Genomic DNA, 26,131 nt, shown 5'->3' on the forward strand with positions numbered 1-26,131 from the left:
TGCAAGAGCGGGTTCCTGCCATGGCAGGAACCCGCTCTTGCAATACGGCTTCTCACATTCCGCGCGTGGCGCGGCGCGACCTTTAGGCCCGCCCCTCCGCAGCCATCTCGGCCACCAGCTGTTGCAGCGACCTGGCGAGCGACGCAAGCTCCTCCACGGCCGAGGCCGAATGCTCCATCCCCTTGGCGGTTTCGTTGGCGATGGCGTTGATGTCCGCCAGGGAACCGCTGATCTCGCGGCTTGCGGCGGATTGCTGCTCCGCGGCGGCGGCGATGGACCGGATCTGGTCGCTGGTGTGCGCCACCATGTCCACGATCCGCTCCAGCGACCGGACCGATTCCTCGGCCATGTTCGTGGCGTTCTCTATGCTGCCCACGGTCTGCGAAACGCTCTCGGCATTGGTCCGCGTGGCCTTCTGTATGCCCAGCACGGCCTCGGCCACTTCCTTCGTGGCGGACATGGTCTTTTCCGCCAGCTTGCGCACCTCGTCGGCCACCACGGCAAAACCGCGCCCCGCGTCGCCCGCGCGGGCGGCCTCGATGGCCGCGTTCAGCGCCAGCAGGTTCGTCTGGTCCGCGATATCGTTGATGACCCCCAGCACCTGCCCGATGTTGGCGGCGTTGGAGCCGAGGATTTCCATGTCGCCCTTGAGCTGCAACGCCTGCGTGCGCACTTCGCCCACCATGCCCACCATGCGGCGGACCACGGCGGCGCCGTCGCTGGCCAGTTGCCGGGCGTCGTGCGATATTTCCGAAGCCCGTCCCGCGCTACGGGCCACGTCCATGACGGAGTCGTTGGTCTGTTCCATGGCCAGCGCCGTTCCGGTGACGCGGTCCTTCTGCGCCTGGGCGCCCTTGCTGGACTGCACCACCTGGGCCGCGATGCCCTCCGAGGCCCCGGTGAGCTTGCGCACCATGTCTTCCATGCGCACCGACGCCTGCAACATGCCGTTCCGGCGCGCGCGCTCCGCCTCGGCCCGCGCCTCGTCCGCCTCGGCCTGCGCCCTGCGCGCGTGTTCCGTTTCCTGGGCCGCAAGCTGCGTCTGCGTCTGCGCTTCCGCGATCTTGAGCTTCAGGTTTCCGACCATGTTCCCCATGGCGCTGCACAGCGTGCCTATCTCATCCGTCTGCCGCACGTCCAGGGGGTGGTCCAGATTGCCCTTGCCCACGGCTTCGGCAAAGGCCACGGCCCGGCGCAAGGGCGTGTTGATGGAGACGAAAACCAGCAGCCCCACGGCCAGCGTGGCGGCCAGGGCCATGCCGGATACCCCGGCGTAGACGAACATGTCCGTCCGCGCGTCCCGGCCGAGACGGTTCGTGAGCTGCATGAGGGAATCGGCCAGCCCCACCTCTACCTGACGCAAAAGATCTATGCGCGCCGTGGACGCCTTGAACCACTCGGCGGCATCGCCGCCAGACGCCTCGCCCGGAGTCCTGGTCATGACCAGTTCCCGCATCCGGGCCACCTCGGCCACGGCGGGGCCGGTCAGCCTGCTTTCCAGCAGGGCGGCGTCTTCCGGACCGGCAAGCGCCCTGAACGAGGCAAGCCGCTCGTTCTGCGCGGCAAGCACCGCCAGCCACGCGCGGTACAGATCGCCCGAAAGCGTTCCCTGCGCGAACACGCCGTTGAGCGTGGCCCGTTCGCGCCCCGCGTACTCCTTGGCCCACAGCAGCGCATCGTAGGCCACGATGCGCCCGAGAACGCGCGGTTCGGTGCTGGCGCGCGAAATGACGGCGTTCACCTCCAGCAGCACGGCTATGGTCGCGGAGTACGACGCGATGATCCCGGCCGGCTTCTGGGACAGCGCGTCCACTTCGCGGCGCTTCTCGCGGATGCCGCCGAGTTCGCCCTCCACCTTGCCAAGGGCGGTTTTTACCTCCGGAAGAAAGTTCCCCGCCGGGAACGCGCCAAGCCGCGCGCGCAGCTTGTCCAGCGGATCGTCCGACCCGCGCCGCTGGGAGGCCAGTTCCGGGCCGAACCGCTCGCCCCGGCTGGCGACGAACCCCGACGACAGGCCACGTTCCTTCTGAAGTTCATGGACGGCGTCGCCAATGGCCACGGAAAGGGCGGCAAGACTCGCCACATTCTGCATTTCGACCACGATGGCGCGTTTGCCCATGACGTGCGAGCCGGAAAACACCAGTAACGCCACGAGCGGAAGCAGCATGATGACGAATATCTTCATCCGCATCGGCAATGACGCAAAAAATGAACGCATGACAATCCTTTGGTATGGCACAGACGTTCGGAAGATAGGCGGGCGCGCCGTCCACGGCCGCGCGGTGACTTGCCGTTCCCCCCGGAACGGAAAGCAGATGGGAACTAATGGTAAGCGCTACACAAAAATAATTACAACATGGCTCAATACTTGCTTTTATTCAAAAGCCGCCCTGTTGTCCAGCCATGTCCAGCCAGACCGGATCAGGCCGGATCGTATCGGACCGGATCGGGCCGGGCGGGCAGACGAACGCGCCGCTATCCCCTTCTGATGTTGTACACCCCCCGCCCCTCGGCCACGTGCCTGTCCGGCCGGTCGGCGGACCAGATGGCCACCTGCGCGTTGCCCACCCGGTTCCCCAGCAGCTTCACCGTGGCCTCGGCGTACAGGTCGCTGGCCGAGGCGGGCCGCAGATAGTCGATGACCAGGTCGATGGTGGCGATGCGGTCCTCGATGCGGCATTTGGTCCACACCGCGAACCCCGCGCACACGTCGGCCAGCGACGAGATGACCCCGCCGTGCAGGGCGGGCCGCCGGGTATCGCCCACAAGCTCCTCGCGGTACGGAATGTACAGCTTCACCCGGCCCGCCTCCATCTCCGCCACCTTGATGCCCAGCAGCTTCTGGAACGGCAGCCCGTTCTCCACCAGGTCGGCCAGCACCTTGAAATCCATGCATCCTCTCCTGTATTCTTGCCCGGCGCGGCGGCCGGTCCATATGGGACGTACCTTTGCGAGAGCGGTCGCCACCGCCGCCGCAAGTTCGCCACACACCTACCCCATGCCCCAGGTAAACGCCACCCGCGCCAACGCCACATCCGCAACACTCCGGAGACCGCCATGAGCAAGGACGAAGCCCCCCGCATGCACACCGCCGAGCACGTCCTGAACGGCGTGATGGTGGCCCGCTACGGGTGCGGACGCTGCTTCAGCGCCCACGTCAACCCGAAAAAATCCAAGTGCGACTATCACTTCGACCACCAACTGGACGATGCGGAGGCCCGCGCCATAGAGGCCGAAGTGAACCGCGTGCTGTCCGGCAACCTTCCGGTCACCGCCGTGGACATGGACCGCACGGAGGCGGCCGTCCGCTTCGACCTGGGCCGCCTGCCGGACGACGCGGGCGACACCCTGCGCATCGTGCAGGTGGGCGAGTTCGACGCCTGCCCGTGCAGCGGCGCCCACGTGCGGAACACGGCGGAAGTGGGCGCGTTCCGGCTCATCTCGCACGACTTCGAAAACGGCGTGCTGCGCCTGCGCTTCAAGCTGGACGCCCCGGCGGCGCAGTTCACTTCGGGGAGGGGCACGGCGTCTTGACACGCGCCGCTCCGGCACTATCTGCACAGGGAACTTTTCCGGCCGCAACGGCACGGAACAATTGCATAACATTCCGGGCACGCGCGCCGTGCCCCTTTCGTTCACCAGATCACGCCTTCACAGGAGGAGACCATGACCGCCGCCGCGCACGAGACCCACGAATTCCGCACCGAGGTGCAGAAGCTGCTGCACATCATCACCCACTCGCTGTACACCAACCGCGAGATTTTCCTGCGCGAACTGGTCTCCAACGCGTCCGACGCCCTGGACAAGCTGCGCTTCTTCCAGAGCCGGGGCGACACCGTGGCCGCGCCCGACCTGCCGCTGGACATCGCCATCAGCGTGGACAAGGACGCGCGCATCCTGCGCATCGCCGACACGGGCGTGGGCATGACCCGGCAGGAACTCATCGACAACCTGGGCACCATCGCCCGTTCCGGCTCGGAACGGTTCATGGCCGAACATGGGATAGAGCAGGGCCTGAACGGCACCCCCCGCTCCGACGCCGCCAATGCTGACGGAGACGCCGACGGCGAGGCCGCATCCGCGTCCGCCGCGTCCGCCGCATCCCCCGCGTCTCCGGCTTCCTCCGCGCCCACCGACGCCGCGTCCATCATCGGCCGCTTCGGCGTGGGCTTCTATTCGGTGTTCATGGTGGCGGACAAGGTGCGCGTCACCTCGCGCTCGTGCCAGCCCGGCGCTGCCGCCCACGTCTGGGAATCGGACGGTTCCGGCTCGTTCAGCGTGTCCGGGGTGGATGGCGGGAGCGGGGCGGATGGCGGGAACGGGGCCGGCGCCCCGGCGCGCGGCACGGTCATCGAGGCGCACATCAAGGAAGACGCCTCGGAATTCCTGGAACGCCACCGCCTGGAATCCATCGTGCGCAAGCACTCAAACTTCCTGCCCTTCCCCATCATGGTCGAGGGCGAGCGGGTGAACACCACCCCGGCGCTGTGGCGCGAACCGAAGTTCTCGGTCACCCCGCAGCAGTACGAGGACTTCTACAAGTACCTCACCTTCGATGCCGCCGCCCCGCTGGAGACCATCCACGTTTCCGTGGACGCCCCGGTGCAGTTCACCGCGCTGCTGTTCGTGCCGCCGCGCGGGCAGGAGCTGTTCGGCATGGGCCGCGACCGCTGGGGGCTGGACCTGTACGTGCGCCGGGTGCTCATCCAGCGCGAGAACAAGGACCTGCTGCCGGAATACCTCGGCTTCGTGAAGGGCGTGGTGGACACGGAAGACCTGCCCCTGAACATCTCGCGCGAGACGTTGCAGGAGAACGTGGTCATCCGCAAGATCGGCCAGACGGTGACCAGGCAGGTGCTCGGCCACCTGGAAAAGCTGGCCGCCGCGGGTGCGGACAGGTACGCCGAATTCTGGCGCAGCCACGGCAAGGTGTTCAAGCTGGGCCACACCGACTGGACCAACCGCGAGAAGTTCGCGGGCCTGCTGCGCTGCAACACCTCGCACCACGACGACGCCAGGGGGCTGTCCTCGCTGGACGACTACATCGGCCGCGCCCGCGAAGGCCAGAAGGACATCTGGTACATCTCCGCGCCCAACCGCGAGGCCGCGCGGCTGAACCCGCACCTGGAAATCTTCCGCAAGAAGGGGCTGGAAGTGCTGTTCCTGTACGAGCCCATCGACGAATTCGTCATGGACGCGCTGGGCAGCTACAAGGACTTCGCCCTGAAGGCCGTGGAGCACGCCGACGCGGCCACCCTGGACGCCTTCCCCACCGTGGAGGAACGCAAGGAGGCGGAACCGCTGGCCGAATCCGACGCCGCCGCCTTCGACGCGCTGCTGGCCCGCATGAAGGAACTGCTGGGCGACAAGGTGACCGAGGTGCGCGTGTCGCACCGCCTGTCCGACAGCCCGGCCTGCCTGGTCAGCCCCGACGGCACGGTGACCTCGTCCATGGAAAAGCTGCTCAAGGTCATGCAGCGCGACGAGTCCATTCCGAAAAAGGTGCTGGAAGTGAACCGCGACCACCCCATCCTGCGCAACCTGCTGCGCATCCACAAGGCCGACCCGGCCGACCCCATGGTGGAAAACGCCACCCTGCAACTGTTCGAGGCCAGCCTGCTGCTGGAAGGCTACCTGGCCGACCCGCACGCGCTGGTGGGCCGCCTGTACGGCCTGCTGGAACAGGCGGGCGGCTGGTACGCCGAGGTCAGGAAGTTGTAGGCCGCGCGGCGGGGCATTGTTAGGGGGCAGGTGGCTTGAGACACGAGGAAACGACGTGATCGAATAGGACGAATGCACGACGAAAGCAGGACCGGTGCGGGCTTCGTCGGATTGGCGCGCGAAAACCGGGTCGAATTCCAAGATGAGATTTCATCGCGGACTTCGGCCCGGTTTTTTTCATGCAAGGCAAGATTTCTCGCAGCTCGCCTGCCCGCTGCGGCTCAGTTTTGCCCGTCCGTTCCGGCGTGCCTGGCCGTGCCCGGCGCACGTGTGTGCGTGTCTGATTCGACACGAAATTTGCCTGAAAATGCGGTGCTAGTGCGCTTCGTGGCACCACCAGAGGACGCGGCCGATGACGCGGATGCTTTCCATGTCCCGGCTTTCGCGGTGAACCTCTATGGGCGCGTATGCCGGGTTGGCGCTGGATATGACCAGGCGGCCGGGCAGAACCTCCAGCCGCTTGACGTATACGGCGTCGTCAACACCCACGGCGTAGACCGCGCCGGGGATGATCTCGGTCTTGCCCTGGTCAATGAGGACCATGTCCCCGTCCTGAATGTCGGGGGCCATGGAGTCGCCGACCACATCCATGAGCACCATCTGGGCCGGTGAGCCTTTGCGGCACAGCCAGTCGGAGCGGAACGCATAGCGGCACACGGATTCTCCGTTGGCCTCCAGGCTGCCGCCGCCAGCGGCAAGGCGCGCCTTTACCTTGGTGACGAGCACCATGTCGCAGCCGGGCTCAGGCCCGCCCAGATTTCCGGAGGCAACCTCTTGTCCTTGTGGTCGGGACGCCAAGAGCCTGCGAGCTACCTCCGGGCCGGGCAGCGTTGCCTGGGTGGCTTGCCCATCGGGGTACATCGGCCCGCGCCCGAAGAACAACCAGTCCGCCGAAACAGCGTAGCGCCGTGCGGCCTCGTAAATCCATGATGGTGGAATTTTTGATTTTGATTTTGCGCTGTAGACCGCCTGATGCGAGAGGCCCAGAGCCGTTGCCAGGGCGGCGTCTGTCTTTGTCCCGGTGGCCTCGTACAGGCGCATAAGAATTTCGTTCCAACTTGCATCTTCCATGACGGGCACCTGCAAGCAAATCTGCAATCTTCAGCATGGTCATAACTGTTTGACCTTACTAATATTTGCAAATTTTTTTGAAAAATTAAGCCTGCAAGTGAACCTTTGCTTGATTTTACTCGCTAAAAGGATATTTTCAGCTTGCGGGCGATAGGGAAAGTTGTCGCACACTCTACCTAAACCGCCCGTAACCGAGGGTCAACGTCCATGACCAGATAATGATTGGACGTTGGCCCACCACCCCAGCGGACGGCCAACCACATGCGGCAACGGCAACACTCTCTCTTTGAAGGTGGCGACAACAGCGGGCTTGCAGGGCTGATGCCTGCCGTGCGCGCTGCAATGAACGCTGCCACCGGTCAGGACGAGGACGGGCGCAACCGTCTGGTTGACCTCATCAATACGCTGGCAGCGAACGCCGGAATCCGGCGGACCGCAGGCAGGCGTGGATACCGCGACGGGCGGGGGCGGCAGCTTCCGTCCGTTTACGTCGTGACCTGTCGTGCAGGCCGGTCCCCCCTCCCGTACTCCTCCCGGCGCATCGGCTTTCCCGCCGCCGCGTGAAATCACCGCACCGCGTCTCCACGGCCAGCGTCCCACCCCCCATTCCGCATGCGCCTCGTCATCGCCAAGAAGCTGCGCTTTCCCCACGCTGCCGCCAACCACATCCAGGCCGTGAACATGGCCTCCGCCTTCGCCGCCTGCGGCGTGGAAACGGAGATATACCCGGCCATGCGGCGTGGCACCGGACAGACGCTGGCAGAACACCTTTCCGACGACTACGCGGTGGACCTGCCCCCCGCGTTACGCCTGCGCACCATCCCCTTTCGCGGCCCCACGCTGTACGACGCCTTCTTCCACGCCCGCCTCGCCAGCGCGCTGCGCATCCCGAACGCCGTATTCCTTGCCCGTGAACCAAAGCCCGCCGCAGCGCTGTTGCGCATGGCGAGCATCTTCGGAAAAAAAATACGCCTGTTCCTTGAACTGCACGACATCACGCACGACGAGCTTCTCTGCCATGTATTGCAACACCCCTGCGGGATCGTTTGCGTTCACTCCGAAATCTTGCATACCGTAAGGAAAAAGTTTGGATACAATGGCCCCGCCTTTGTTGCACCTGCAGGATACAATCCAAATGTTTTCCATTCAGCATCAACAGACATCAACAGACGTCAACACTTCACCATCGGATACTTCGGTTCCATCACACCTGCCAAAGGCGTTGGCCACCTGCTGGACATGATGCTTCACCTGCCGGAAACCTTCCGGCTGGCGCTGATCGGGGGAGTCACCTGGCCCGACATGAATGACTTCCGCCGCCGGGTGGAATGCGTGCCCCTGTGGCAAGAACGCATCATCCTCACGGGGCGCGTGGCACCGAGCCATGTCGGCGAAACCCTGGCGGGTGTCGATGCCAGCATCGTTCCCGCTTCTTCGGATGCATCATTCTACTCCCAAATCAAGATTACGGAATCGCTCGGCTGTGGGTTACCGATCATTCTCCCCCCTGTACGCTCAACAACGGAAGCGCTGATCCCCGGTACCCACTGCGTGGTCAGTGCCGGGCTTTCCGGACAACACCTTGCCGCCGCCGTGCTCGAACTCGCCACCGGGCCGGATGCGCCCGCCCGCCTCGCCGCCATGCGCGAAGCCAATGCCGCCCTTGCCCCCGATTTCACGTGGCAGGCCCGCGCCCGAGGCATCCTGGACTTCATGCACGACACCATGCGGACGCCCGCCCATATCTGCCCCGCCCGTACTTTCCACTGTGCCGGGCCATCCCCGGCACAGCCTCCGCAGGCCAAACAATAGCCCCCGCGAAGGAGTACCTTCGCGAGGGCTGTCATGTTCAGGAATACCAACCCGATCGGCCTGACCTGGCCCGATCCGGCGCGGCCGTGCGCGAACGGGGAGCCTGCGCGATCAGACCTTATCGCCGGGCGTGGCCTCGACCGGAGCGGCGACGGCATCCTCACCCGGCGCGGCCTCCGCGCCGTCCGCCGGGGCGGAACCGTCGGCCAGCGTTGCCTCCAGGCCCCTTCGCGTGGGTTCCGTGGGTTCCGCGTCCTCCGCGCCCCCTTCGCCGGGCACCTCCCAGGCCCGCCGCCGGGCCGCGAACAGCCCGGCCTTGGCCGCGATGTCCGCGTGCGGGCCGAACACGTAGGCCACGTCGCCCGCCATCAGCCGCAGGGTGCCGTCGGGGTTGGGCAGCACGTCCTCGCCGCGCTTCACCGCCACCAGGGTCAGGCCGTGCAGGCGGCGCAGGTCGGCCTGTTGCAGGGTCATGCCGTCCAGCATGCAGCCCGCGTCCACGGTCATGGCGCTGAGGTCGAAGTCGGTGAAATAGGTGGACAGCGCGGCCAGCGACTCGGTGCGGATGTCCACCTGGCGCAGCATGTCGTAGCTTTCGGTGCGCACCTCGTCCACGAAGCGCTCTATCTCGGCGCGCGGCACAAGATAGCGGCTCAGCACGCGGGTGAAGATTTCCACCGAGGTCTCGAACTCCTCGGGGATCACGTCGTTGGCCCCCAGTTCGCGCAGGGCGGCTATCTCGCTGATGAACCGGGTGCGCACCACGATGTGCAGCGACGGGTTCAGCTTGCGCGCCGTGTCGGTGATGCTGCGCACGGCGGCCGGGTCGGAGATGACGATGGCCAGCACCCGCGCCGCGCCCACGCCCGCCTGTTCCAGCACGGCAGGGTGCGAGGCGTCACCGTAGGCGATGGGCTCGTCCTTGGCGGCAAAGGTACGCACCGTGTCGGGGTTCATCTCGAGCACGGTGTAGTCGATGCCCGCCGCCTTGGCCGCCCGGGCCAGGTGCCGCCCGCCGATGCCGAAGCCCACGATGATCAGATGGTTGGTCAGGTTCATGCCGCTGTGCGCGCGGCCCGCCTCTTCAGCCGCCGCCTCCTCGTCGCGCCGGGCCAGGCGCGTGCCCGCGGGCAGCAGGCGCACCGCCGCGCCGGCCATGCGCGGGGCCCCGGCAATAAGGAACGGCGTCAGCGCCATGGTCATGATGCTGGCGGCCAGGAACAGCTGGTACTGGGTGCGGTCGAACAATTCGTAGCGCACGCCCGCCTTGGCCAGCACGAACGAGAATTCCCCCACCTGGCACAGGGCCAGGCCCACCATCAGGGCCGGACGCAGCGGGTAGCCCAGCATCAGGGTGGCCCCGCTGGCCAGCAGGCACTTCACGGCCAGTACGGAAAGCGTCACGCCGATGACCAGCGGCAGGTGGTCCAGCACGAAGTTGAAGTCCAGCAACATCCCGACGGAAATGAAGAACAGGCTGGTGAACACGTCGCGGAAGGGCATGATGCCCTCCAGCGCGCTGTGGCTGTACTCCGATTCGGCCATGATCAGCCCGGCCAGGAACGCGCCCAGCGACAGCGAAAGCCCCATGGACGAGGTAAGCAGGGCGATGGCCAGGCAGAACCCCAGCGTGGAGACCAGGAACACCTCGCGGTTGCGGGTGCGCACGATGCGGTACAGCAGCGCGGGCACCATCTTGCGCGACAGCAGGAACACCAGAAGGATGATGCCCGCCCCCTTGGCCATGGTGAACAGCAGCGACGGCCCGGTCTCGCCGCCCTTGCCCGCCAGGAACGGCACCAGCAGCATCATGGGCACGATGACCAGGTCCTGGAAGATCAGGATGGACAGCGAAATGCGCCCGTGCGGACTGTCCATCTGGGCGCGTTCCTGCAACAGCTTGAGCACGATGGCCGTGGATGACAGCGCGGCCAGAAAGCCGATGAACGCCGCCGTGCCGTGGGGCAGGCCCAGCAGTTCCGCCCCGCCCGCGAAGGCCAGGATGGTCAGCGCCACCTGCGCCAGCCCCCCCAGGAACACCGGCTTGCGCAGCCGCATCAGTTCGCCCAGGGAAAGTTCCAGCCCGATGGTGAACAGCAGCAGCACCACGCCCACTTCGGCCATGATCTCGACCTCGTGCGCGGCCTTGACCAGCCCCAGTCCGTGCGGCCCGGCCACCACGCCGGTCAGCAGAAAGCCGACGATGGCGGGCACCTTCACGTAGTGGCAAAGATAGATGACGGCCACCGAAAGGCCGAAGATGACCACGAATTCCTTGAGCAGGGGCAGTTCCATCGTACCTTCCGTGCAATGCGGGATGTTCCGGCCGCTGGAGGCCTGATGCGCGCCGCGCAAAGCGGCCTGCGCACGGCGGGGCCGCGCTCGGCCGGGTGCTCATAGTGGCATGTCCGGGAGGCGCATTGCAAGCCCGGCCGCGCGCATTGCCGACCTGAAACGCATTGTTTCCCGCATGTACCGGGCATGCAGCCATGGATCAGGACCGCCCCTGCAAGGGACGGTTTGATGGCAGGCGGAAAATCCCGCGCCCGGCGCGGGGGTTTCTGCATGCAAAAAGGGGGAGCCTGCGGCCCCCCCCTGATGGTCACTGTGCGCCCGTGGGCGGCGGTGGCGCGCTGCGCGCTAGGCGGCGCGGGCCACGCGGCGAAGCTGGTCGAGGTCCAGCACCACCGGATCGATGAGGTTGAAGCCGCCGGGGTTGTCCCACGCGAAGTTGTCGGCACACAGGGTGTCGTAACGCACTTCGTCGATGGCGCGCATGGCGCTGCCCAGCACCGGACCGAAGTCGGTGATGCAGGTCATGAAGCGGACGGCATCGAAGGCTTCCACGTTCTTCCAGGTCCAGGTGTAGCTGCACACCTCTTCGGCAAAGCCCATCACCGCGAGGTACTTGGCCTTGCTGTCAAGGTACAGGTTGCTCATGCTGGTGGAAACGTTGCCGAGCAGCGCGCCCATGTCGAAGGTCTGTTCCGCCCCGTCGACGAAGAGTTGCACCTTGGTGTCGGCTTCGATGCGCATGCCGAAATTGCGGGTGTTGCCGCGCCGCCAGAAGTCCATGTACTTCTCGGCGTAGATCTTGCGCCCCTTGGCGCGGATGGCCAGCGCCGTGCGCGGCGAGACGGGGTGCAGAGCCAGGTCGCAGCTTCTGCCGGTGATGGTAAGGGTAACGTTCATGATCCAACTCCATTTCGTTGCCGATGCGCCCTCTCGGTTTCCGGCTGCATCCGGTGCGGCCGCCCGGATGCCGTGCGATCCCTCCGTGAGATCGCATGTGGGGTGGGCCCGTCCGCCGTCCCGTGGGACGGCGCGCCGCCTGTGCCCCGCGCCGCTCTCGCGCATCGCGCCGACGGCCGTGCCTGAACACCTTCCGCCACCCGCGTCCCTTCCGGTCCACCCCGGCTTCGCCCGGCCCGGCACTCCGTACATGGATGCATGCCGCGTACCGCGTTCCGTCGGGGGGCTTTCCGGCCTCCCCCTGGCGCGGCATGGCCGTCTGCCGGGGGGCGTCGCCTCCATCGTGATGAACGGGCAGGTTCCGATGGAGGCACAGGGCGGGGTCGCTTGTACTGGTTGTTCACACAGCGTCGACAGCCTGACACTGCCCCTTACCTGGTTGTTTGTCAACTCAACCTATCGCAAAACCTCGTGCTCACGCTATCCACACGAGCGTGCGCCACATTTTTATATAGTACGCTAACATGCTTGATTACAAGAGATTCTAAAAACACCCCCCTGCTCGGACCGGCATTCTCCCGGCATCATTCCCAATTGGGCACACAATCCATTTTATGCGGAACCATGCGACTTCCCGGCAGTTTTCCGCTCTTATTGTGATTTTTTTCATTTACCAAAAAAAAGGTGAGCGCTCACTTTTTATGCCACGCCAGTAAAAAGGCCCACTCGCCATGGCATCAGGCGGCACCCGGATCGAAGAAAAGGCGGGGCCCGCCGCTTACGGACGGCGGGCCCTGGGGGAGGGGGAGAGCGGAGGGTGTGGGGACCTCCGCTCTCGGGCAGGGAGGGGTAGGGCTACTACGGGTGCGGGTCTGACGAACGGTCGGGCGGGAACCCCAACCGGGAGTGCCTGTGTGCGGCGCTGTTACGCCGCCTTCTTGCTGCCGCCGGCCTTTTCGGCCTCTACCTCGCGGCGCACGTCCGCAAGGTCGATGATCATCGGATCGATGAGGGTGAACCCGCTGGGGTTGCACCACGAATCGTCATCAGCCAGGTGGCCGTCGTAGAACACGTTGTCCACCACGTTGTACCCCTGCGTCTTCATCACGCGGTCCCAGTTCAGCACCTGGAAACTGAACTTGGCGGGGTCGAAATTCTTCACGTCGTGCCATATCCACTTGAAGGCGCACCACTCGTCGTCATAGCCGAGCACGGCAAGATACTTGGCCTTGCTGTTCAGGTACATGCGGCGGCGGATGGTGGTCACGTCGCGGTACAGCAGGCTTTCGTCCAGTTCGGTCTGGCGGCCGTCCACGAAGAGGCGGGCCAGGCTGTCGGGCCCAAGGCGCATGCCGAAGGTGCGGGTGTTCCCCTTGCGCCACCAGTTCATGTACTTTTCGGCGTATATTTCGCGCCCCTTGGTGCGGATGGCCTCGGCCGTCTGCGGAGAAACGGGGTGCAGTGCGAGGTCGCAGCTCTGTCCGATGATTTCGAAGGTGATGTTCATGACGGTCCTCTCCGTTGGAGGTTTGCGCTCCGTGTCCACGCTTTCGCAAGGCATCTTCTCGGGCCGGTTCGTCAGCCTGACGCGACGTCCTTGCCCCCTTCCTGAGCACAGCCCGTGCCATTGCGCGACAGCCAACCATGACGCCCCACGAAAAACATCTTCAACATAGTAAAATATAAAATAAATATTTTTCTCACAAGCTCCGGCGAAAAATCAGCCCCGTCGCGCAACCTTGCGCGGATTGACCGCTCAATCTTGCATGATTGCGCGATTAGTTGCTCAACCCGCGCGATATGGGCATAAGTGACCGCTTGCTTGCGCAACCGGCAGCTTCCACGCCATTTCCACGTATCCTTCCTTCAAAAAAGACTTTTCTTAAAAACTCCAGGGCTGCCTGAAATTGTCGTCTGCCGTGCCCGCCTCAGCCGCCGACCGTTCGCACCACACTGCCCGCTCCCCCTCCCGAACATTACGTCATATGGCCCCGGAGAGGCGCCCACGCCCCCGTGCGGGCAACCGGCACACTGCAAGACGGCAGGACCTGGATGCACCGCTCCGCACAACAACTGCGACACGGCAAGTACACCCGTTCCACCTGCCGCAGGGAGACCAGGCCCCCTCCCGCACCCGGGAGTCCAGCACCAGAGCGGGTTGCCGGGTCACGACCCGCGCGGGGCAAACTCTAGAAAATATTCAACATGCCGGAATTTCGTTTACCCGAGCGGCGGCTAAACGCCCATGCAACAATGCCGTCCGGCGTGCAACGTCGGCCTGCGGGGGGACGTAAAACACGTTGCGGGGCGCCTTGCAATGCCGCCCTTCCCGCCACCCGGCCTGTCCGGCCATTTCTCCACACGCCGGACACGTGCAATTTTCTGCGCAGTCATCAGAGAATGCTTGTCATGGACCGCCCTCTACAGTAATGCTTGTCGCGGACACCGGCGCGCGGCCATTCCGGACGGAATGCGGCGGCCCTGCCCCGCGCGCCACGGGCGACGCACATTACAACCAGCGGGATGTACCGGCCCGGCACAGGACGAGGACGTCCGAACCGATCACTGCCGCACAGTCCCACAAGGCCGGAAAGACACTCCGCCCCGGGCCGGATGCGCCCGCCGGGCGCACTGCATTCCCTGACCCGCCGAGGCCAGGGCATTCCGGCAACGCATCGCGAAGGGGCGCGCACCGCGCGCGGCCTGAAACACCGGTTTCCCGGCCCGGAGCGGCCGGCTCGGAAAGGCGAGACAGCGCATGCGCATGCACACCACCGTCCCCGGCCACACGGCCCGTCGCCCGCACCCCGCATCCACCCGCCCGGCGGCACGCACCATCCGGTTCACCGCCTTCGCCTGCACGATCGCCCTGGCATTCGTCGCACTGGCGCTGGGCACGCTGCTCGCCGCGCCCGTGGCGCACGCCTCCGGCCACGAGACCCTCGACGTGCGCTCCGCCCTGCTGCTGGACATGAGCACCGGGCGCATCCTCTATGAACAGAACGCCGACGAGCCCATCCCCCCCGCGTCGCTGACCAAGGTGCTGTCCATGTACGTGGCGCTGGACCAGGTGCGCGCGGGCAAGGCTTCCTTGAAGGACACCGTCAAGGTCAGCCGCCGCGCCTTCTCCACCGGCGGTTCGCGCATGTTCCTGAAGCAGGGCGAAACCCTGCCCCTGAACGAACTGCTGGAGGGCATGGCCGTTTCCTCCGGCAACGACGCCAGCGTGGCCACCGCCGAGCACATCGGCGGCAACGTGGACAACTTCGTGCAGATGATGAACGCCAAGGCCAGGGCGCTGGGCATGAAGAACAGCGTGTTCCGCAACCCGCACGGCCTGCCCGCCGCCGGTCAGCACACCACCGCCCGCGACATGCTGACCCTTTCCCGCGCCTACCTTGCCCAATACCCGGAAGCCCTGCGCTACCACTCCACCCGGTACATCAAGCACAACAAGGTCATCACCACCAACAAGAACCCCCTGCTCGGCAACTGCGAGGGGGCCGACGGCCTCAAGACGGGCTGGGTGTTCGCCTCCGGCTACAACCTCATCTCCACGGTGAAGCGCGGCAAGACCCGCCTGCTGGCCGTGGTGCTGGGCGCGGAAACCACCCAGGCCCGCGCCCAGGAAGTGAACCGGCTGGTGGAGGCGGGCTTCCGCTCCGCCTCCGGCGGTGGCAAGAGCGTCGCTTCGCTGCTGGCGGACATGAAGCCCGCGGACTACGCCCTGAACCTGCACAAGACCAACAGCGAGGCCTACGCGGAACTGCGCAAGTCCGCCAAGACGGGCAAGGCGCGCAAGACGGCGGTGGCCGCCGCCAAGACCACGGCCACGGCGGAAAAGGCCGCCCCGGCGCAAAAGAAGTCCTCGTCCAAAAAGAAGAAGGCCACGGTCACGGCGGAAAAGGCCGCTCCCGCCAAGGCCGCGCAAAAGACGGCCCAGGCCCCCGGCAAGGACAAGGCCGCGCCCAAGGCCAAGGCCACGGCGTCCAAGGCCGCCAAGGCCACCGCGCAGGCCACCCCGGCCAAGCAGGCCAAGCAGGCCGACCGCAAGGCCGTGGCCAGGGCGGAAGAGCAGGACCCGGCCCCCAAGGCCGTCAGGAAGAAGTCCTCCGCCACCAGATCCACGGCGGACAAGACGCCCGCGCCCGGCAAGAAGGCCGCCCCGCGCGAGATGGCCGACAAGCAGGGCTGATGCCCCGGCGAAACCGGCCACACCGGGCGGCCCTGGCCAGTACGGACCAGTACGGACCAGTACGGACAAAACGGGCGACACGTCCGCCAGCTTTCCGCGCGACACGGCACGCGAAAAGGGGCACCCCACGGGGTGCCCCTTTTTCGTTTTCATGCCTCGAATCCAGCACGTTTCACGGCCCGGGCGGGTCTGGTGGCTCGGACGGGATTGTCGGATCTGGCGGGATTGCGATGTCAGGCCGCCCCGCCCTCCCCTTCGTACACCGCGCCCGAGGTGGGGCTTTCGCGCACCACCAGACGGCACAGCTGGGGCAGGCCGGGCTTCAGTTCGCGCCACAGCCAGCGGGCGATGCATTCGCTGGTGGGGTTCTCCAGGCCGGGAATGTCGTTGAGGTAGGCATGGTCCAGCCGGTCGATGACCGGTTTGGCCAGCCGCTTCAGGTCGCCGAAGTCCATCACCCAGCCGGTATCGTTGCCCACGGGGCCGCGCGCGTGCACCTCCACGGTGAAGGTGTGGCCGTGCAGGTTGCCGCACTTGTGCCCCTGCGGCACGCACGGCAGCCGGTGCGCCGCGTCGAAGTTCAGTGTCACGAAGATGTCCATTGCCGTCCTGCCTGTGTGTCGGCCGTGCGGGCACGGCGTGGTATCGATCATGTGGATGCGGCCCGGCGTGTGTGTCGTGGGCGATGCGGGGCCGCGCGGCGCCTAGCGGATGCCCAGAAACTTGTGCGTCTGCAACCCCAGCCGCCAGCGCGGATGAGCCAGACAGTAGCGCACGCAGGCTGCCACGTGGGCGGCGTTGCCTTCCGTATCCGCCCCCGCCTCGTCGCGCGGTTGCAGGATGAAATGCCCGAAGTCCAGCCTCGCGAAACCGGCGGGGTCCAGCCCTTCCTGCGGCCAGACCAGCTTCAGTTCGTCGCCCCGCGTCACGGCAAGGCGCGTGCCCGCCTTGGGGCTCACCGTCACCCAGTCCAACCCGGCGGGCAGGGGCAGGGTGCCGTTGGTCTCCACGCCGCACTGGCAACCGCGCGCGCGCAGGGCGTCCAGCAGTTCCGTGGTCAGTTGCAGGGCGGGTTCGCCGCCGGTGAAGACCACATAGGGCCGCCAGCCGTCCCCGTCCAGTGCATACGGAAAGGCATCGAGGATGGCCGAGGCCAGTTGCCCGGCATCCTCGAACACGCCCCCGCCGGGGCCGTCGGTGCCCGTGAAGTCGGTATCGCAGAAGCGGCACGCGGCGTCCGGCCGGTCCCGCTCGCGTCCGGTCCACAGGTTGCAGCCGGAAAAGCGGCAGAACACGGCGGCCCGCCCTGCGTGCACGCCCTCGCCCTGCAACGAGTGAAAGATTTCCTTGATCCGGTAGGCCATCAGCACCCGCCGCCGGAACAGCTGCGCAGGTAGTCGGCCCAGCCCTGGCGGCGCAGGTCGCAGGCCGGGCAGTCGCCGCAGCCATAGCCCCACGGATGGCGGGTGGCGCGCACGCCCTTGTAGCAGGTATGGGTGTGCTCCAGCACCACCTCGACGAAGGCGTCGCCGCCCACCTGCCGGGCCAGTTCCCACGTGGCGCCCTTGGTCAGCCACATCAGCGGGGTGTGCAGCACGAAACGCGATTCCATGCCCAGGTTCAGGGCCACCTGCATGGCCTTGATGGTGTCGTCGCGGCAGTCGGGGTAGCCGGAATAGTCGGTCTCGCACACGCCGATGATGATGTGCCGGATGCCCTGCCGATAGGCATGCGCGGCCGCCGCCGTCAGGAACACCAGGTTGCGGCCCGGCACGAAGGTGGTGGGCAGGCCGTTGCGGCCCATCTCTATGGCCACGTCGTGGGTCAGCGCGGTGCTGCCCAGTTCGCGGAACAGGGCCAGTTCCACGGTGGTGTCGTCGGCAAGGCGCTCGCTCCAGCCGGGGGAAAGGCGGCGCACCTCGTCCATGAGGCGCAGGCGGCAGTCCATTTCCACGGTGTGGCGCTGACCGTAGTGAAAGCCGATGGTGGACACCCGGCCGAAACGCTCCAGCGCCCAGCCCAGGCACGTTGCGGAGTCCTGCCCGCCGGACAGGATCACGAGGGCGGTTTCTTTGCTATGCATGGCGGCTCCTTGCGGAAGACGGGCAACCGGTTGGGCGGAAACGGACGACGGGCGGGGCGCGGGGCGCACGTCCCGGCCAGACAGGCCAAGCGAGCCGGACGGGCCGGACAGGCCGCCCGCCATGCCGGCATCCTGGCCGACGACGCCCCGGCGCCGCCACGCCGAATCCGGACCGTCGCGTGGGGAGAACTCTGGCTACCCCGCCCGCCCCCGCTTGTAAAGCGCCGGGACGGCCACGGCCTGGAAACAGCCCCTGGCCTGCGCCCGTCCGGGTTCCGCCCCGTTTTTCCGCTCCGGAGCCGGATTTTTTCACCAATCATGCCCACGCACTGTACCATCTCCCCGCATCCGTGCTAGGAAGGTACATGGTCCGGCGTCCACGGCCCGGCTTCAGGAACGCGGAGGGGGCACGGCCGGGGCGACAGCATACCCACAGCGGAGCACGCATGGAACACATCGCCATCATCGGCGGAGGCGGCACGGCCGCGGCCCTCGCGCACGACCTGATCCTGCGCGGCTTTTCCGTCGCCATCTACGAGCGGGGCGAATTCTTCAGCGGGGCCACCGGCCGCCACCACGGGCTGCTGCACAGCGGCGCCCGCTATGCGGTGCACGATCCCGAGGCCGCGCGCGAATGCATCGAGGAAAACATGATCCTGCGCCGCCTGGCGCCGCAGGCCATGGAACAGAACGAAGGGCTGTTCGTGGCCCTGGACGACGAGGACATGGCCTATCGCCAGCGGCTGAAGGACGCCTGCGCCGCCACCGGCATCCCCACGCGCGACTACACGCCGGAGCAGGCCCGCAGGCTGGAGCCCGGCCTGACCGACAGGGTGCTGGCGGCCATGCAGGTGCCGGACGCCACCTTCGACGCATGGCGGCTGGCCCTGCCCTTCCTGGCCACGGCCCGTGCGGGCGGAGCCACGGCCCGCAATTTCACGGAAGTGGTCGGCATCGACGTGCGGGACGGCGCGGTGCGCGGCCTGCGCCTGCGCAGCCTGACCGAGGACGCCGACGGCGCGCGCGGCCGCGAATGGTCGGCCCCGGCCGACCTGGTGGTCAACGCCGCCGGGGCGTGGGCGGGCAAGGTGGCGGCGCTGGCGGGCGTGCACGTGCCCATCCAGCCGGGGCCGGGGGTGCTGGTGGCCATCGAGGGCCGGGTGACCAACATGGTGGTCAACCGCATGCGCAAGGCCAGCGAGGGCGACATCATCGTGCCGCAGCGCCGCCTTTCGGTCCTGGGCACCTCCATGTGGCTCACCGACGACCCGGACCATCTGGACATCCCCCCCGACCACGTGGAGCGCATGGTGCGCCTGTGCTCGGAAATGGTGCCCGCCTGCGCCGGGGCGCCCATCCGCTCGGCGTGGTCCGCCGCGCGGCCGCTCATCGGCAACGCCGATGCCGCGCGGCCGCAGGAGATCAGCCGCACCTTCGACTGCTACGACCACGGCACGCGCGACAACGTGTCCGGCCTTCTGTCCATCATCGGCGGCAAGGGCATGACCCTGCGCGCCATGGCCGAAAAGACCGCCGACATCATCTGCCGCCTCACCGGGCGCGACGCCCCGTGCCGCACGCGCGAAACGCCCCTGCTGCCCGCGCGGACCTTCTACAGGAGCTGACCCCATGAGCGACGCCGCAAAGACCGCGCCCGAAGCCCTGGCCGCACCGCCCGGGACCGCAACGTCCGAATCCACAACGTCCCAATCCACGGCATCCGGGGCCGCTCCCGAATCCGCCCCCGCGCCGCAGCAGCCGCGCACGCTCACGGTGCGGGTGCAACGCAGCGGCCCCGGCGGGGCCAACGCCCGCTTCGACGACTTCCGGCTGCCGGTGCGGCCCGAGGATTCCGTGCTGGACGTGCTGGACCGCATCCGCGTGGAGACCGACCCCACGCTGGTCTACCGCCACTCGTGCCACCATTCCAGTTGCGGCACCTGCGCCATGCGCATCAACGGGCGCGAACGGCTGGCCTGCATCACCCCCATGCTGGCCCTGGGCACCGACGTGGTGACCCTGGAACCGCTGCGCTCGCTGCCCGTGCTGGGCGACCTGATGGTGGACATGCGCCCCATGTTCGCCCACATCGGCCCGGACTGGGGCTACGTGCGCCCCGTGGAAAGGGCCTCCACCGGGGTGCCGCACGGGGTGGCCCGCTACACCCGGCTGGAGAACTGTATCGAATGCGGGGCGTGCATGTCCGCCTGCCCGGTGAGCAACGGCACCGACGACACGCCCCCGCCGGAACCCCGGCGCGGCGGGCAGGACGGGGCGCACCCGGTGACATCACAGGCGACAGGGCAGGCGACATCGCAAACGACATCGCAGGCAATCGGGCAGCCCGCGCGGGACCAGGAAGCCCCCGCCGCCCCGCACGGGAGCGGGTTCATGGGGCCCGCCCCGCTGGCCGCCCTGAACCGCGAACTGGCCCGCCATCCCGAACGGCGCGAAGAACTGCTGCACATCGGCAAGGGGCCGCACGGCGAGCGCCACTGCCGCCGCCACCTGGCATGCAGCCGGGCCTGCCCCAGCGGCGTCTACCCGGCCAAGGACATCATGGATATCCGCATGATGCACGGGGGCGGCAAGGACTGACGCCCCCAACTCAGCCCAGTCCCGGCCGTTCGCCGCGCGGCCTCGGCCGCAGCGCGAAGCCGCGCGCCTCGGCCCATGCCCTGGCATCGGCCTGCGAATGCAGCGACAGCTTGCGGAACAGGTTGGCGCGGTGCTTTTCCACGGTCCTGTCGCTGACCACCAGCAACCCGGCAATCTCGCGGTTGCGGTAGCCTTCGGCCACCAGGTGCAGCACTTCGCGCTCGCGCGGGGTCAGCAGGGTCAGCGCGTCGCGCTGCCGTACCGCCGGTTCGGCCCCGGCGGCGTCGCGCCTGTCGCGCAACACCTCGCGCGCGGCCCACGGCGAAAGCCACCCCCCGCCCGCCAGCACGGCGCGCACCGCAAGCCGCACTTCCTCCGCGCTCGCTTCCGGCAGCAGGTAGCCGTCCGCGCCCGCGTCCAGCGCGGGGTGCAGCATGGCCGGGTCGTCCCCGCCGATGGCCAGCACCCGCCGGGCCGGGTGGCGGCGCTTCAGCAGGCGCATCACGCACACCCCGTCCAGCAGGGGCAGCCCGCACTCGATGACGGCCAGGTCCGCCCCCAGACGTTCACACCCTTCCAGCGCGGCGCGCCCGTCCGACGCCTCGCCGCACACGCGCACCCCGTCCACCCCGCGCAGCAGCACCTTCAGCCCTTCGCGCATCAGCGGCTGATGCGCGGCAATGAACACCTTCCGCCCGTTGTCCATGCTTCCACCCCATGCCCCGCCGCCGTGCGCAGTGGCGCCGACGGCCTGCCTCGATGTTCGCGCGGGGCGTTGCCCGCCGCCCGCACCCGTCCCGCATGCCTGGCGTTCCGCCCCTCCGCGCCCCGGCTCCGGCGGCCTTGCCGCTCCGGCATTCGGGGCCGACGCGGCCCACCCCCGCGCCATGCAGTGACATTCCCGCCGGACAGGCGCACAACCCCTACCTGATGAAGCGTCACCCTACACAGATTTACGGGTACACTACCACGAAAATACCGTCACGCTCAACGCCCAAAATACCGTATCACCACGTTTACAACCCCGCCTCTTCATGGTTTCTGCGATATCATGGTCCAGTGCCCTCCGCGCGCCGCAACGGCACGCCGGTTCCCAGACACCGCAGGCAGGAGGTAGCGCCCATGCGCAGAAGCGTGACCAGCATCACCCAGAGCGCCGTCCTTGGAGCGCGGCGGTCCAAGTGGGTTGCCCAGCAGATCGGCAAGCCCTATCCCACCATGATGCGGGAACTGAACCCGTACGACCACAGCGCCAAGCTGGGCGCGGACACCCTGCTGGAGATCATGCGGGTGACGCGCGACGTGGCCGCGCTGGAATACATGGCCCACGAGATGGGGTACCAGCTCACGCCGCGCCTGACGGAGACCGGCGGCAAAGGCGGTTCCTGAAGGACCGGCGCATGGGGGCCGCCGCCGCGCGCGGCAGGTCCGCCGTCCGGCACGCGGGGCGCAGGGACGCGCCCCCCCCGGACCATGCTCCCCGGACCATGTCGTCCGGACCATGCCGTCCGGCCCTTCCATGGATGCTTGCAAATCCGTGTGAAATGGCGCACCCTTCCCTGGCCGTTCCCCGTCCGCGGGACCGGCAAGCCAATACGCCCGCACGGAGCAACATGACGCATCCGCTCATCCTCATCGTCGAGGACAGCCGCGCCAGCGCGGACGAACTGCGCACGCGCATCGCCGAACGCCTCGGGTTTTCCGTGGTCACGGCGGGCACGTGCGCGGAGGCCGTCCGCATCATGGACGAACAGGGCCCCAACCTGTTCCTTGCCATTCTCGACCTTACCCTGCCCGATGCCCCCGACGGCGAAGTGGTGGACCATGCGCGCACCCGCAAGGTGCCCTCGCTGGTGTTCACCTCGCGCCTGGACGACACCACGCGCCGCTACATCCTTTCCAAGGACGTCATCGACTACATCATCAAGGACGAGCACGCCGTGGACAACGTGGTGCGCGCCGTGGCCCGGCTGCACCGCAACCGCTCGGCCAAGCTCCTGGTGGTGGACGATTCGCCCTCCATGCGCACCTTCATGAAGGAAGAGCTGCGCCGCTACATGTTCCAGGTGTACGAAGCCTCCGGCGGCCCCACGGCCCTGCGCGTGCTGGAACGCAACCCCGACGTGATGCTGGTGATCACCGACTTCATGATGCCCGACATGGACGGGCTGGAACTGACCCGCCGCATCCGCGAACGCTACCCGCGCGAGACCTTGTCGATCATGGGCGTTTCCGTGCACGCCGAACGCCCGCTCACCGTCGAATTCATCAAGAACGGCGCCGACGACTTCATCACCAAGCCCTTCCTGCGCGAGGAGTTGTACTGCCGCGTGCTCCAGAACGTGGAGACGGTGGAACGCGCGCGCACCCTGGTGGAACTGAACGACGTCAAGAACCGCTTCCTGGGCATGGCCGCGCACGACCTGCGCAACCCCATCAACGGCATCCGGGGGTTCAGCCGCCTGTTGCTGGACGGGGTGCTGGGCCCGCTGACCGAGGACCAGCACAGCGTGCTGGGCACCATGCATCAGGCCAGCAACGAAATGCTCCAACTGGTCAACGACCTGCTGGACGTCACCGTCATCGAGAGCGGTCGGCTGGACCTGGTGCTGCAACCCGGCGACCTGGCCGTGCTGGCGGCGGAACGGCTGTCCTTCGCCTCGCTGGCGGCGGGCGCCAAGAACATCCGCATCGACAAGCACTTCGAGCACGCACAGTGCATGTTCGACCCGCGCCGCATGGCCCAGGTGTTCGACAACCTGCTGAGCAACGCGGTGAAGTTCACCCCGCCGCAGACGTGCATCACCGTGGCCGTGCGCGTGGACGGCGCAGAGGCGGTGTTCGAGGTGGCGGACGAAGGCCCCGGCATCCTGCCCGAGGAGCGCGAGCGCATGTTCCGCTCGTTCGAAAAGCTGAGCGCCAGGCCCACGGCGGGCGAGGCCAGCACCGGCCTCGGGCTGACCATTGTCAAGCGCATCGTCACCGCGCACGGCGGCCGGGTGTGGGTGGAAAGCGAGCCCGGCAGCGGCGCCGCCTTCCGGGTGGCCGTGCCCCTGCGCGTGGGCGCCATGTCCACGGCGGAACGGGTCATGACGGAACGGGCTCTGGCGGAGTCCGCCGCCCAACGCTGAACGCCACGCGAAGGCGGCGGATGCGGCGAAGGCCCATCGCCTCTTCATTCTCTTGCAGGCTGCCGAGCATGAGCGCCCGACCGGTTCCCCCTTCCCACGCCAGCGCACCCCGGTGCGACGAACCTCCCCGCATCGCGCCCCCGCATGCCGCGCCGCATGCTGCGCCAGACGCTGCGCCAAGTGCCGCGTCGGCCCGCATCCTGCCCGACGACCACGGCGCGCGGCTGGATGCCGCCCTGGCCCGGCTGCTGCCCCTGCTGGAACTGCCGCCGGGCATGCCCGCCCCCCTTCCCCCAGACGCGGGGCTGCGTGCGCGCCGCCGCCTGTGGCAGACCCACGCCGTACTGCTGGACGGCCGCCCGGCGGGGCCGGGCGCGCGCGTGCGGGCCGGACAGATGGTGGAGTTGCGCCCGCTGGGTGCGACGCCAGGCCAGGCGCATGACACGGCGCGAAACCTCGCCCCGACCGCAGGCGGCGCCACAGGAAATCCCGCCGATGCACCGCGCGTGCTGGCCGAGGCCCATGGCCTCGTGGCGCTGTACAAACCCGGTGGGCTGCATTCCGCCGCCATCGCGGGCAGCGCCGCCCCCAGCGTGGAAGCGCTGCTGCCCGTCCTGCTCGGCTCGTCCGGTTCGCCCGGCACGCCCGATTCTCAAGACGCTCCCGGCGTTCCGCGCCTGCTCAACCGGCTGGACGGCCCCACCTCGGGCATCCTGCTGGCCGCGCGCACCCCGCAGGCCGCCGACCACTTCCACGCGGCCGAGGATTCCGGCCGGGCGGCCAAGACCTACCTTGCGCTGGCGCACGGGGTGCTGGAGCACCCGGTGACGGTGCGCCGCGCGCTGGACACGGCCAACCGGGCCACCACCCGCGTACTGCCCGACGACAGCCCCGACCCGCTGCGCCATACCGAGGTCACGCCGCTGGGGGTCATGGATGCCGGGGAAGCCGCCGTGACCGCCATGACTGGCACGACTGGCACGACTGACACGACGGGCACGACTGCCACGACGGGGGACGGCCGCATGCCCGCCACCCCCTGCACGCTGGTGCGTTGCGTCATCCGCAAGGGCGCGCGGCACCAGATCCGCGCCCACCTCGCCGCGCTGGGGCACCCCATCGTGGGGGATGCACGCTACGGCGGTCCCGATGCCGCCGGATCGCAGTCCCCGGCCACGCAGCAGACGGGGCCGCCCCCCGGTTCGAAACCGGAACGACAGCCCGCCGAATCCACGCTGTTCCTGCACCACGCCCGCATCGAACTGCCGGACTTTGGCGCATCCTGCCCCCCGCCGTGGCTGCGCCTGTTGCCCCCGGAACTGCAAGAGGCGGCACGCACCGCGTACCGCCCCGATTCCTGAGCCCATCCGCCCGCCTTCCATCGCGCCCGCGGTCCACGCCGCCGGCACCGTTTCCGCCCCTGCCCGCCACTGACGGCAGACGCCGCCACAACGTTACCTGCGCGCGTCCCGTGGCGGGGTGTCCCGTCCGAACGCATCTTGTCCGGACGCATCCTGTTCGGGCGAATCCTGTCCGGGCGGGGCCTGTCCGGATACCCCATGCCCGGCGTCCGGCCGTCCGGCCCCGCCATTCACGATGCCATCCGGTTCGCACCCGTCGCCCCCTTCGGACGGCGCGCACTCCGTCACCACGGGCGGGGCGTTCCTGGCCCCGGTGCGCCAGCGCACCCGCCGCTGCTGGTAGGCGGCCACCATGCGAAGAGTGGCCACATAGGCCGCCACCCCGGCCACCGCCCCGAACACCACCCCGCCCGCGCACAGCACAAGGTACGCGTCCCAGCCCATGGCCAGCAGCGAAGTGAGATTGGCGAGGTCGTCGGGCAGGGCCACGTGCATGCCGGGCAGCAGGAACGACCCGATGGCGAAGAAGATGGCGTACAGCGGCCCGAAGGTGACCGGGTTGGAATACAGCGTGGCGATGACCGCCGCCGCGGGGCTGGCCCGCAGCAGCCAGGCCACCACGCCCGCCAGCAGCATCTGCGAGGGAATCAGCGGAATGGACCCGATGAGCATGCCAAGGCCCACGCCCAGCGCGATGCGGTGCGGCGTGGACGGCAGCCGCACCAGCCGCAGCCGGTACAGCCGCACTGCCCGCCACAGGCGATCCAGGGGGGAACGGCCGTTGCAGCGCGCACCGGCCGCGCCGTTTCCGGCGCGGCCTGCGTCCGGTGGCGGCGTTCCGCCATCCTGCGGGTGCGGATTCTCGTCCATGCCTGGCTCCAGCGAAAAGCGGCGGCAGGGAAATCCCGTGCCGCACGAAGACGATAGCCACGCATGGAGGGAAGGGCAACGGGGCGCACCGCCACGC

21 protein-coding genes are annotated in these 26,131 nt (G+C 67.8%); 10 read left to right on the forward strand and 11 right to left on the reverse strand.

Going from position 1 to position 26,131, the window contains the following annotated elements; genetic code table 11:
* Nucleotides 1-82: 82 nt before the first annotated feature.
* Complete coding sequence (locus tag V6B97_RS04790) at nucleotides 83-2,167, reverse strand: methyl-accepting chemotaxis protein (protein WP_333505355.1); 2,085 nt, start codon at nucleotides 2,165-2,167, stop codon at nucleotides 83-85.
* On the opposite strand from V6B97_RS04790, the gene V6B97_RS04795 reads away from it, so the two are divergent.
* Nucleotides 2,166-2,489, forward strand: coding sequence for a hypothetical protein (locus V6B97_RS04795; RefSeq protein WP_333505356.1), 324 nt, complete (start codon nucleotides 2,166-2,168; stop codon nucleotides 2,487-2,489). The genes V6B97_RS04790 and V6B97_RS04795 overlap by 2 nt on opposite strands.
* On the opposite strand, the gene V6B97_RS04800 is transcribed toward V6B97_RS04795, so the two are convergent.
* Nucleotides 2,476-2,892 (reverse strand): PaaI family thioesterase, encoded by a 417-nt coding sequence (locus tag V6B97_RS04800; RefSeq protein WP_333505357.1) that lies wholly within the window; start codon nucleotides 2,890-2,892, stop codon nucleotides 2,476-2,478. The genes V6B97_RS04795 and V6B97_RS04800 overlap by 14 nt on opposite strands.
* Before the next feature lie 165 nt (nucleotides 2,893-3,057).
* Between V6B97_RS04800 and V6B97_RS04805 the strand changes: the two genes are divergently transcribed.
* Both V6B97_RS04805 and htpG read left to right on the forward strand, forming a co-directional pair.
* The gene (locus V6B97_RS04805; RefSeq protein ID WP_333505358.1) at nucleotides 3,058-3,534 is read left to right on the forward strand and encodes a hypothetical protein; all 477 of its coding nucleotides are present in this window, start codon (nucleotides 3,058-3,060) and stop codon (nucleotides 3,532-3,534) included.
* A 132-nt stretch (nucleotides 3,535-3,666) separates the two neighbouring features.
* Complete coding sequence (htpG, locus tag V6B97_RS04810) at nucleotides 3,667-5,721, forward strand: molecular chaperone HtpG (RefSeq protein WP_333505359.1); 2,055 nt, start codon at nucleotides 3,667-3,669, stop codon at nucleotides 5,719-5,721.
* A gap of 315 nt (nucleotides 5,722-6,036) precedes the next feature.
* Here htpG and V6B97_RS04815 read toward each other — a convergent pair whose 3' ends face one another.
* Nucleotides 6,037-6,792 (reverse strand): LexA family transcriptional regulator, encoded by a 756-nt coding sequence (locus V6B97_RS04815; RefSeq protein ID WP_333505360.1) that lies wholly within the window; start codon nucleotides 6,790-6,792, stop codon nucleotides 6,037-6,039.
* A 612-nt stretch (nucleotides 6,793-7,404) separates the two neighbouring features.
* Between V6B97_RS04815 and V6B97_RS04820 the strand changes: the two genes are divergently transcribed.
* Entirely contained in the window at nucleotides 7,405-8,604 is a 1,200-nt protein-coding gene (locus tag V6B97_RS04820; RefSeq protein ID WP_333505361.1) for a glycosyltransferase family 4 protein, read from the forward strand.
* Between the two features lie 111 nt (nucleotides 8,605-8,715).
* On the opposite strand, the gene V6B97_RS04825 is transcribed toward V6B97_RS04820, so the two are convergent.
* From V6B97_RS04825 to V6B97_RS04835, 3 genes are all read right to left on the reverse strand, one after another.
* Nucleotides 8,716-10,899 carry a cation:proton antiporter domain-containing protein gene (locus tag V6B97_RS04825; protein ID WP_333505362.1) on the reverse strand — a complete coding sequence of 728 codons (2,184 nt, stop codon included), beginning with the start codon at nucleotides 10,897-10,899 and terminating at the stop codon, nucleotides 8,716-8,718.
* Nucleotides 10,900-11,244: 345 nt separating this feature from the next.
* Complete coding sequence (locus tag V6B97_RS04830) at nucleotides 11,245-11,796, reverse strand: hypothetical protein (protein ID WP_333505363.1); 552 nt, start codon at nucleotides 11,794-11,796, stop codon at nucleotides 11,245-11,247.
* A 925-nt stretch (nucleotides 11,797-12,721) separates the two neighbouring features.
* The gene (locus tag V6B97_RS04835) at nucleotides 12,722-13,303 is read right to left on the reverse strand and encodes a hypothetical protein (protein WP_333505364.1); all 582 of its coding nucleotides are present in this window, start codon (nucleotides 13,301-13,303) and stop codon (nucleotides 12,722-12,724) included.
* Nucleotides 13,304-14,560: 1,257 nt separating this feature from the next.
* Between V6B97_RS04835 and V6B97_RS04840 the strand changes: the two genes are divergently transcribed.
* Nucleotides 14,561-15,991, forward strand: a complete 1,431-nt coding sequence (locus tag V6B97_RS04840) for a D-alanyl-D-alanine carboxypeptidase family protein (RefSeq protein ID WP_333505365.1) — start codon at nucleotides 14,561-14,563, stop codon at nucleotides 15,989-15,991.
* A 233-nt stretch (nucleotides 15,992-16,224) separates the two neighbouring features.
* Here V6B97_RS04840 and queD read toward each other — a convergent pair whose 3' ends face one another.
* From queD to queC, 3 genes are all read right to left on the reverse strand, one after another.
* Entirely contained in the window at nucleotides 16,225-16,593 is a 369-nt protein-coding gene (gene queD / locus V6B97_RS04845) for a 6-carboxytetrahydropterin synthase QueD (protein WP_333505366.1), read from the reverse strand.
* A gap of 102 nt (nucleotides 16,594-16,695) precedes the next feature.
* Nucleotides 16,696-17,355, reverse strand: a complete 660-nt coding sequence (gene queE, locus V6B97_RS04850) for a 7-carboxy-7-deazaguanine synthase (protein ID WP_333505367.1) — start codon at nucleotides 17,353-17,355, stop codon at nucleotides 16,696-16,698.
* Entirely contained in the window at nucleotides 17,355-18,074 is a 720-nt protein-coding gene (gene queC / locus V6B97_RS04855) for a 7-cyano-7-deazaguanine synthase QueC (RefSeq protein WP_333505368.1), read from the reverse strand. The genes queE and queC overlap by 1 nt, the downstream gene beginning before the upstream one ends.
* A gap of 446 nt (nucleotides 18,075-18,520) precedes the next feature.
* Here queC and V6B97_RS04860 point away from each other — a divergent pair, with 446 nt between their 5' ends.
* Nucleotides 18,521-19,699 (forward strand): FAD-dependent oxidoreductase, encoded by a 1,179-nt coding sequence (locus V6B97_RS04860; protein WP_333505369.1) that lies wholly within the window; start codon nucleotides 18,521-18,523, stop codon nucleotides 19,697-19,699.
* A gap of 4 nt (nucleotides 19,700-19,703) precedes the next feature.
* Complete coding sequence (locus V6B97_RS04865; RefSeq protein WP_333505370.1) at nucleotides 19,704-20,672, forward strand: 2Fe-2S iron-sulfur cluster-binding protein; 969 nt, start codon at nucleotides 19,704-19,706, stop codon at nucleotides 20,670-20,672.
* 10 nt (nucleotides 20,673-20,682) lie between these two features.
* Here V6B97_RS04865 and V6B97_RS04870 read toward each other — a convergent pair whose 3' ends face one another.
* Nucleotides 20,683-21,378: a response regulator transcription factor gene (locus V6B97_RS04870; protein WP_333505371.1), complete on the reverse strand. Its 696-nt coding sequence runs from the start codon at nucleotides 21,376-21,378 to the stop codon at nucleotides 20,683-20,685.
* Nucleotides 21,379-21,794: 416 nt separating this feature from the next.
* Here V6B97_RS04870 and V6B97_RS04875 point away from each other — a divergent pair, with 416 nt between their 5' ends.
* The 3 genes from V6B97_RS04875 to V6B97_RS04885 all read left to right on the forward strand — a co-directional run bounded on the left by V6B97_RS04875 (nucleotide 21,795) and on the right by V6B97_RS04885 (nucleotide 25,164).
* The gene (locus V6B97_RS04875) at nucleotides 21,795-22,061 is read left to right on the forward strand and encodes a phage regulatory CII family protein (RefSeq protein WP_333505372.1); all 267 of its coding nucleotides are present in this window, start codon (nucleotides 21,795-21,797) and stop codon (nucleotides 22,059-22,061) included.
* Between the two features lie 224 nt (nucleotides 22,062-22,285).
* Complete coding sequence (locus V6B97_RS04880) at nucleotides 22,286-23,803, forward strand: response regulator (protein ID WP_333505373.1); 1,518 nt, start codon at nucleotides 22,286-22,288, stop codon at nucleotides 23,801-23,803.
* Nucleotides 23,804-23,871: 68 nt separating this feature from the next.
* Nucleotides 23,872-25,164 (forward strand): pseudouridine synthase family protein, encoded by a 1,293-nt coding sequence (locus tag V6B97_RS04885; RefSeq protein WP_333505374.1) that lies wholly within the window; start codon nucleotides 23,872-23,874, stop codon nucleotides 25,162-25,164.
* Nucleotides 25,165-25,257: 93 nt separating this feature from the next.
* Here the strand turns inward: V6B97_RS04885 and V6B97_RS04890 are convergent, their stop codons facing one another.
* Nucleotides 25,258-26,034, reverse strand: a complete 777-nt coding sequence (locus V6B97_RS04890) for a DUF2062 domain-containing protein (RefSeq protein WP_333505375.1) — start codon at nucleotides 26,032-26,034, stop codon at nucleotides 25,258-25,260.
* Nucleotides 26,035-26,131: the final 97 nt, after the last annotated feature.

It is taken from the genome of Nitratidesulfovibrio sp. 1201_IL3209, assembly GCF_036763125.1.
In the GTDB taxonomy this organism is placed as follows: Bacteria; Desulfobacterota; Desulfovibrionia; order Desulfovibrionales; family Desulfovibrionaceae; genus Cupidesulfovibrio.

Coding starts and splice junctions, on each gene's coding strand:
- V6B97_RS04795 (WP_333505356.1), top strand. CDS start 2,166: ATGATGACGAATATCTTCATCCGCATCGGCAATGACGCAAAAAATGAA.
- V6B97_RS04790 (WP_333505355.1), bottom strand. CDS start 2,167: ATGCTGCTTCCGCTCGTGGCGTTACTGGTGTTTTCCGGCTCGCACGTC.
- V6B97_RS04800 (WP_333505357.1), bottom strand. CDS start 2,892: ATGGATTTCAAGGTGCTGGCCGACCTGGTGGAGAACGGGCTGCCGTTC.
- V6B97_RS04805 (WP_333505358.1), top strand. CDS start 3,058: ATGAGCAAGGACGAAGCCCCCCGCATGCACACCGCCGAGCACGTCCTG.
- htpG (WP_333505359.1), top strand. CDS start 3,667: ATGACCGCCGCCGCGCACGAGACCCACGAATTCCGCACCGAGGTGCAG.
- V6B97_RS04815 (WP_333505360.1), bottom strand. CDS start 6,792: ATGGAAGATGCAAGTTGGAACGAAATTCTTATGCGCCTGTACGAGGCC.
- V6B97_RS04820 (WP_333505361.1), top strand. CDS start 7,405: ATGCGCCTCGTCATCGCCAAGAAGCTGCGCTTTCCCCACGCTGCCGCC.
- V6B97_RS04825 (WP_333505362.1), bottom strand. CDS start 10,899: ATGGAACTGCCCCTGCTCAAGGAATTCGTGGTCATCTTCGGCCTTTCG.
- V6B97_RS04830 (WP_333505363.1), bottom strand. CDS start 11,796: ATGAACGTTACCCTTACCATCACCGGCAGAAGCTGCGACCTGGCTCTG.
- V6B97_RS04835 (WP_333505364.1), bottom strand. CDS start 13,303: ATGAACATCACCTTCGAAATCATCGGACAGAGCTGCGACCTCGCACTG.
- V6B97_RS04840 (WP_333505365.1), top strand. CDS start 14,561: ATGCACACCACCGTCCCCGGCCACACGGCCCGTCGCCCGCACCCCGCA.
- queD (WP_333505366.1), bottom strand. CDS start 16,593: ATGGACATCTTCGTGACACTGAACTTCGACGCGGCGCACCGGCTGCCG.
- queE (WP_333505367.1), bottom strand. CDS start 17,355: ATGGCCTACCGGATCAAGGAAATCTTTCACTCGTTGCAGGGCGAGGGC.
- queC (WP_333505368.1), bottom strand. CDS start 18,074: ATGCATAGCAAAGAAACCGCCCTCGTGATCCTGTCCGGCGGGCAGGAC.
- V6B97_RS04860 (WP_333505369.1), top strand. CDS start 18,521: ATGGAACACATCGCCATCATCGGCGGAGGCGGCACGGCCGCGGCCCTC.
- V6B97_RS04865 (WP_333505370.1), top strand. CDS start 19,704: ATGAGCGACGCCGCAAAGACCGCGCCCGAAGCCCTGGCCGCACCGCCC.
- V6B97_RS04870 (WP_333505371.1), bottom strand. CDS start 21,378: ATGGACAACGGGCGGAAGGTGTTCATTGCCGCGCATCAGCCGCTGATG.
- V6B97_RS04875 (WP_333505372.1), top strand. CDS start 21,795: ATGCGCAGAAGCGTGACCAGCATCACCCAGAGCGCCGTCCTTGGAGCG.
- V6B97_RS04880 (WP_333505373.1), top strand. CDS start 22,286: ATGACGCATCCGCTCATCCTCATCGTCGAGGACAGCCGCGCCAGCGCG.
- V6B97_RS04885 (WP_333505374.1), top strand. CDS start 23,872: ATGAGCGCCCGACCGGTTCCCCCTTCCCACGCCAGCGCACCCCGGTGC.
- V6B97_RS04890 (WP_333505375.1), bottom strand. CDS start 26,034: ATGGACGAGAATCCGCACCCGCAGGATGGCGGAACGCCGCCACCGGAC.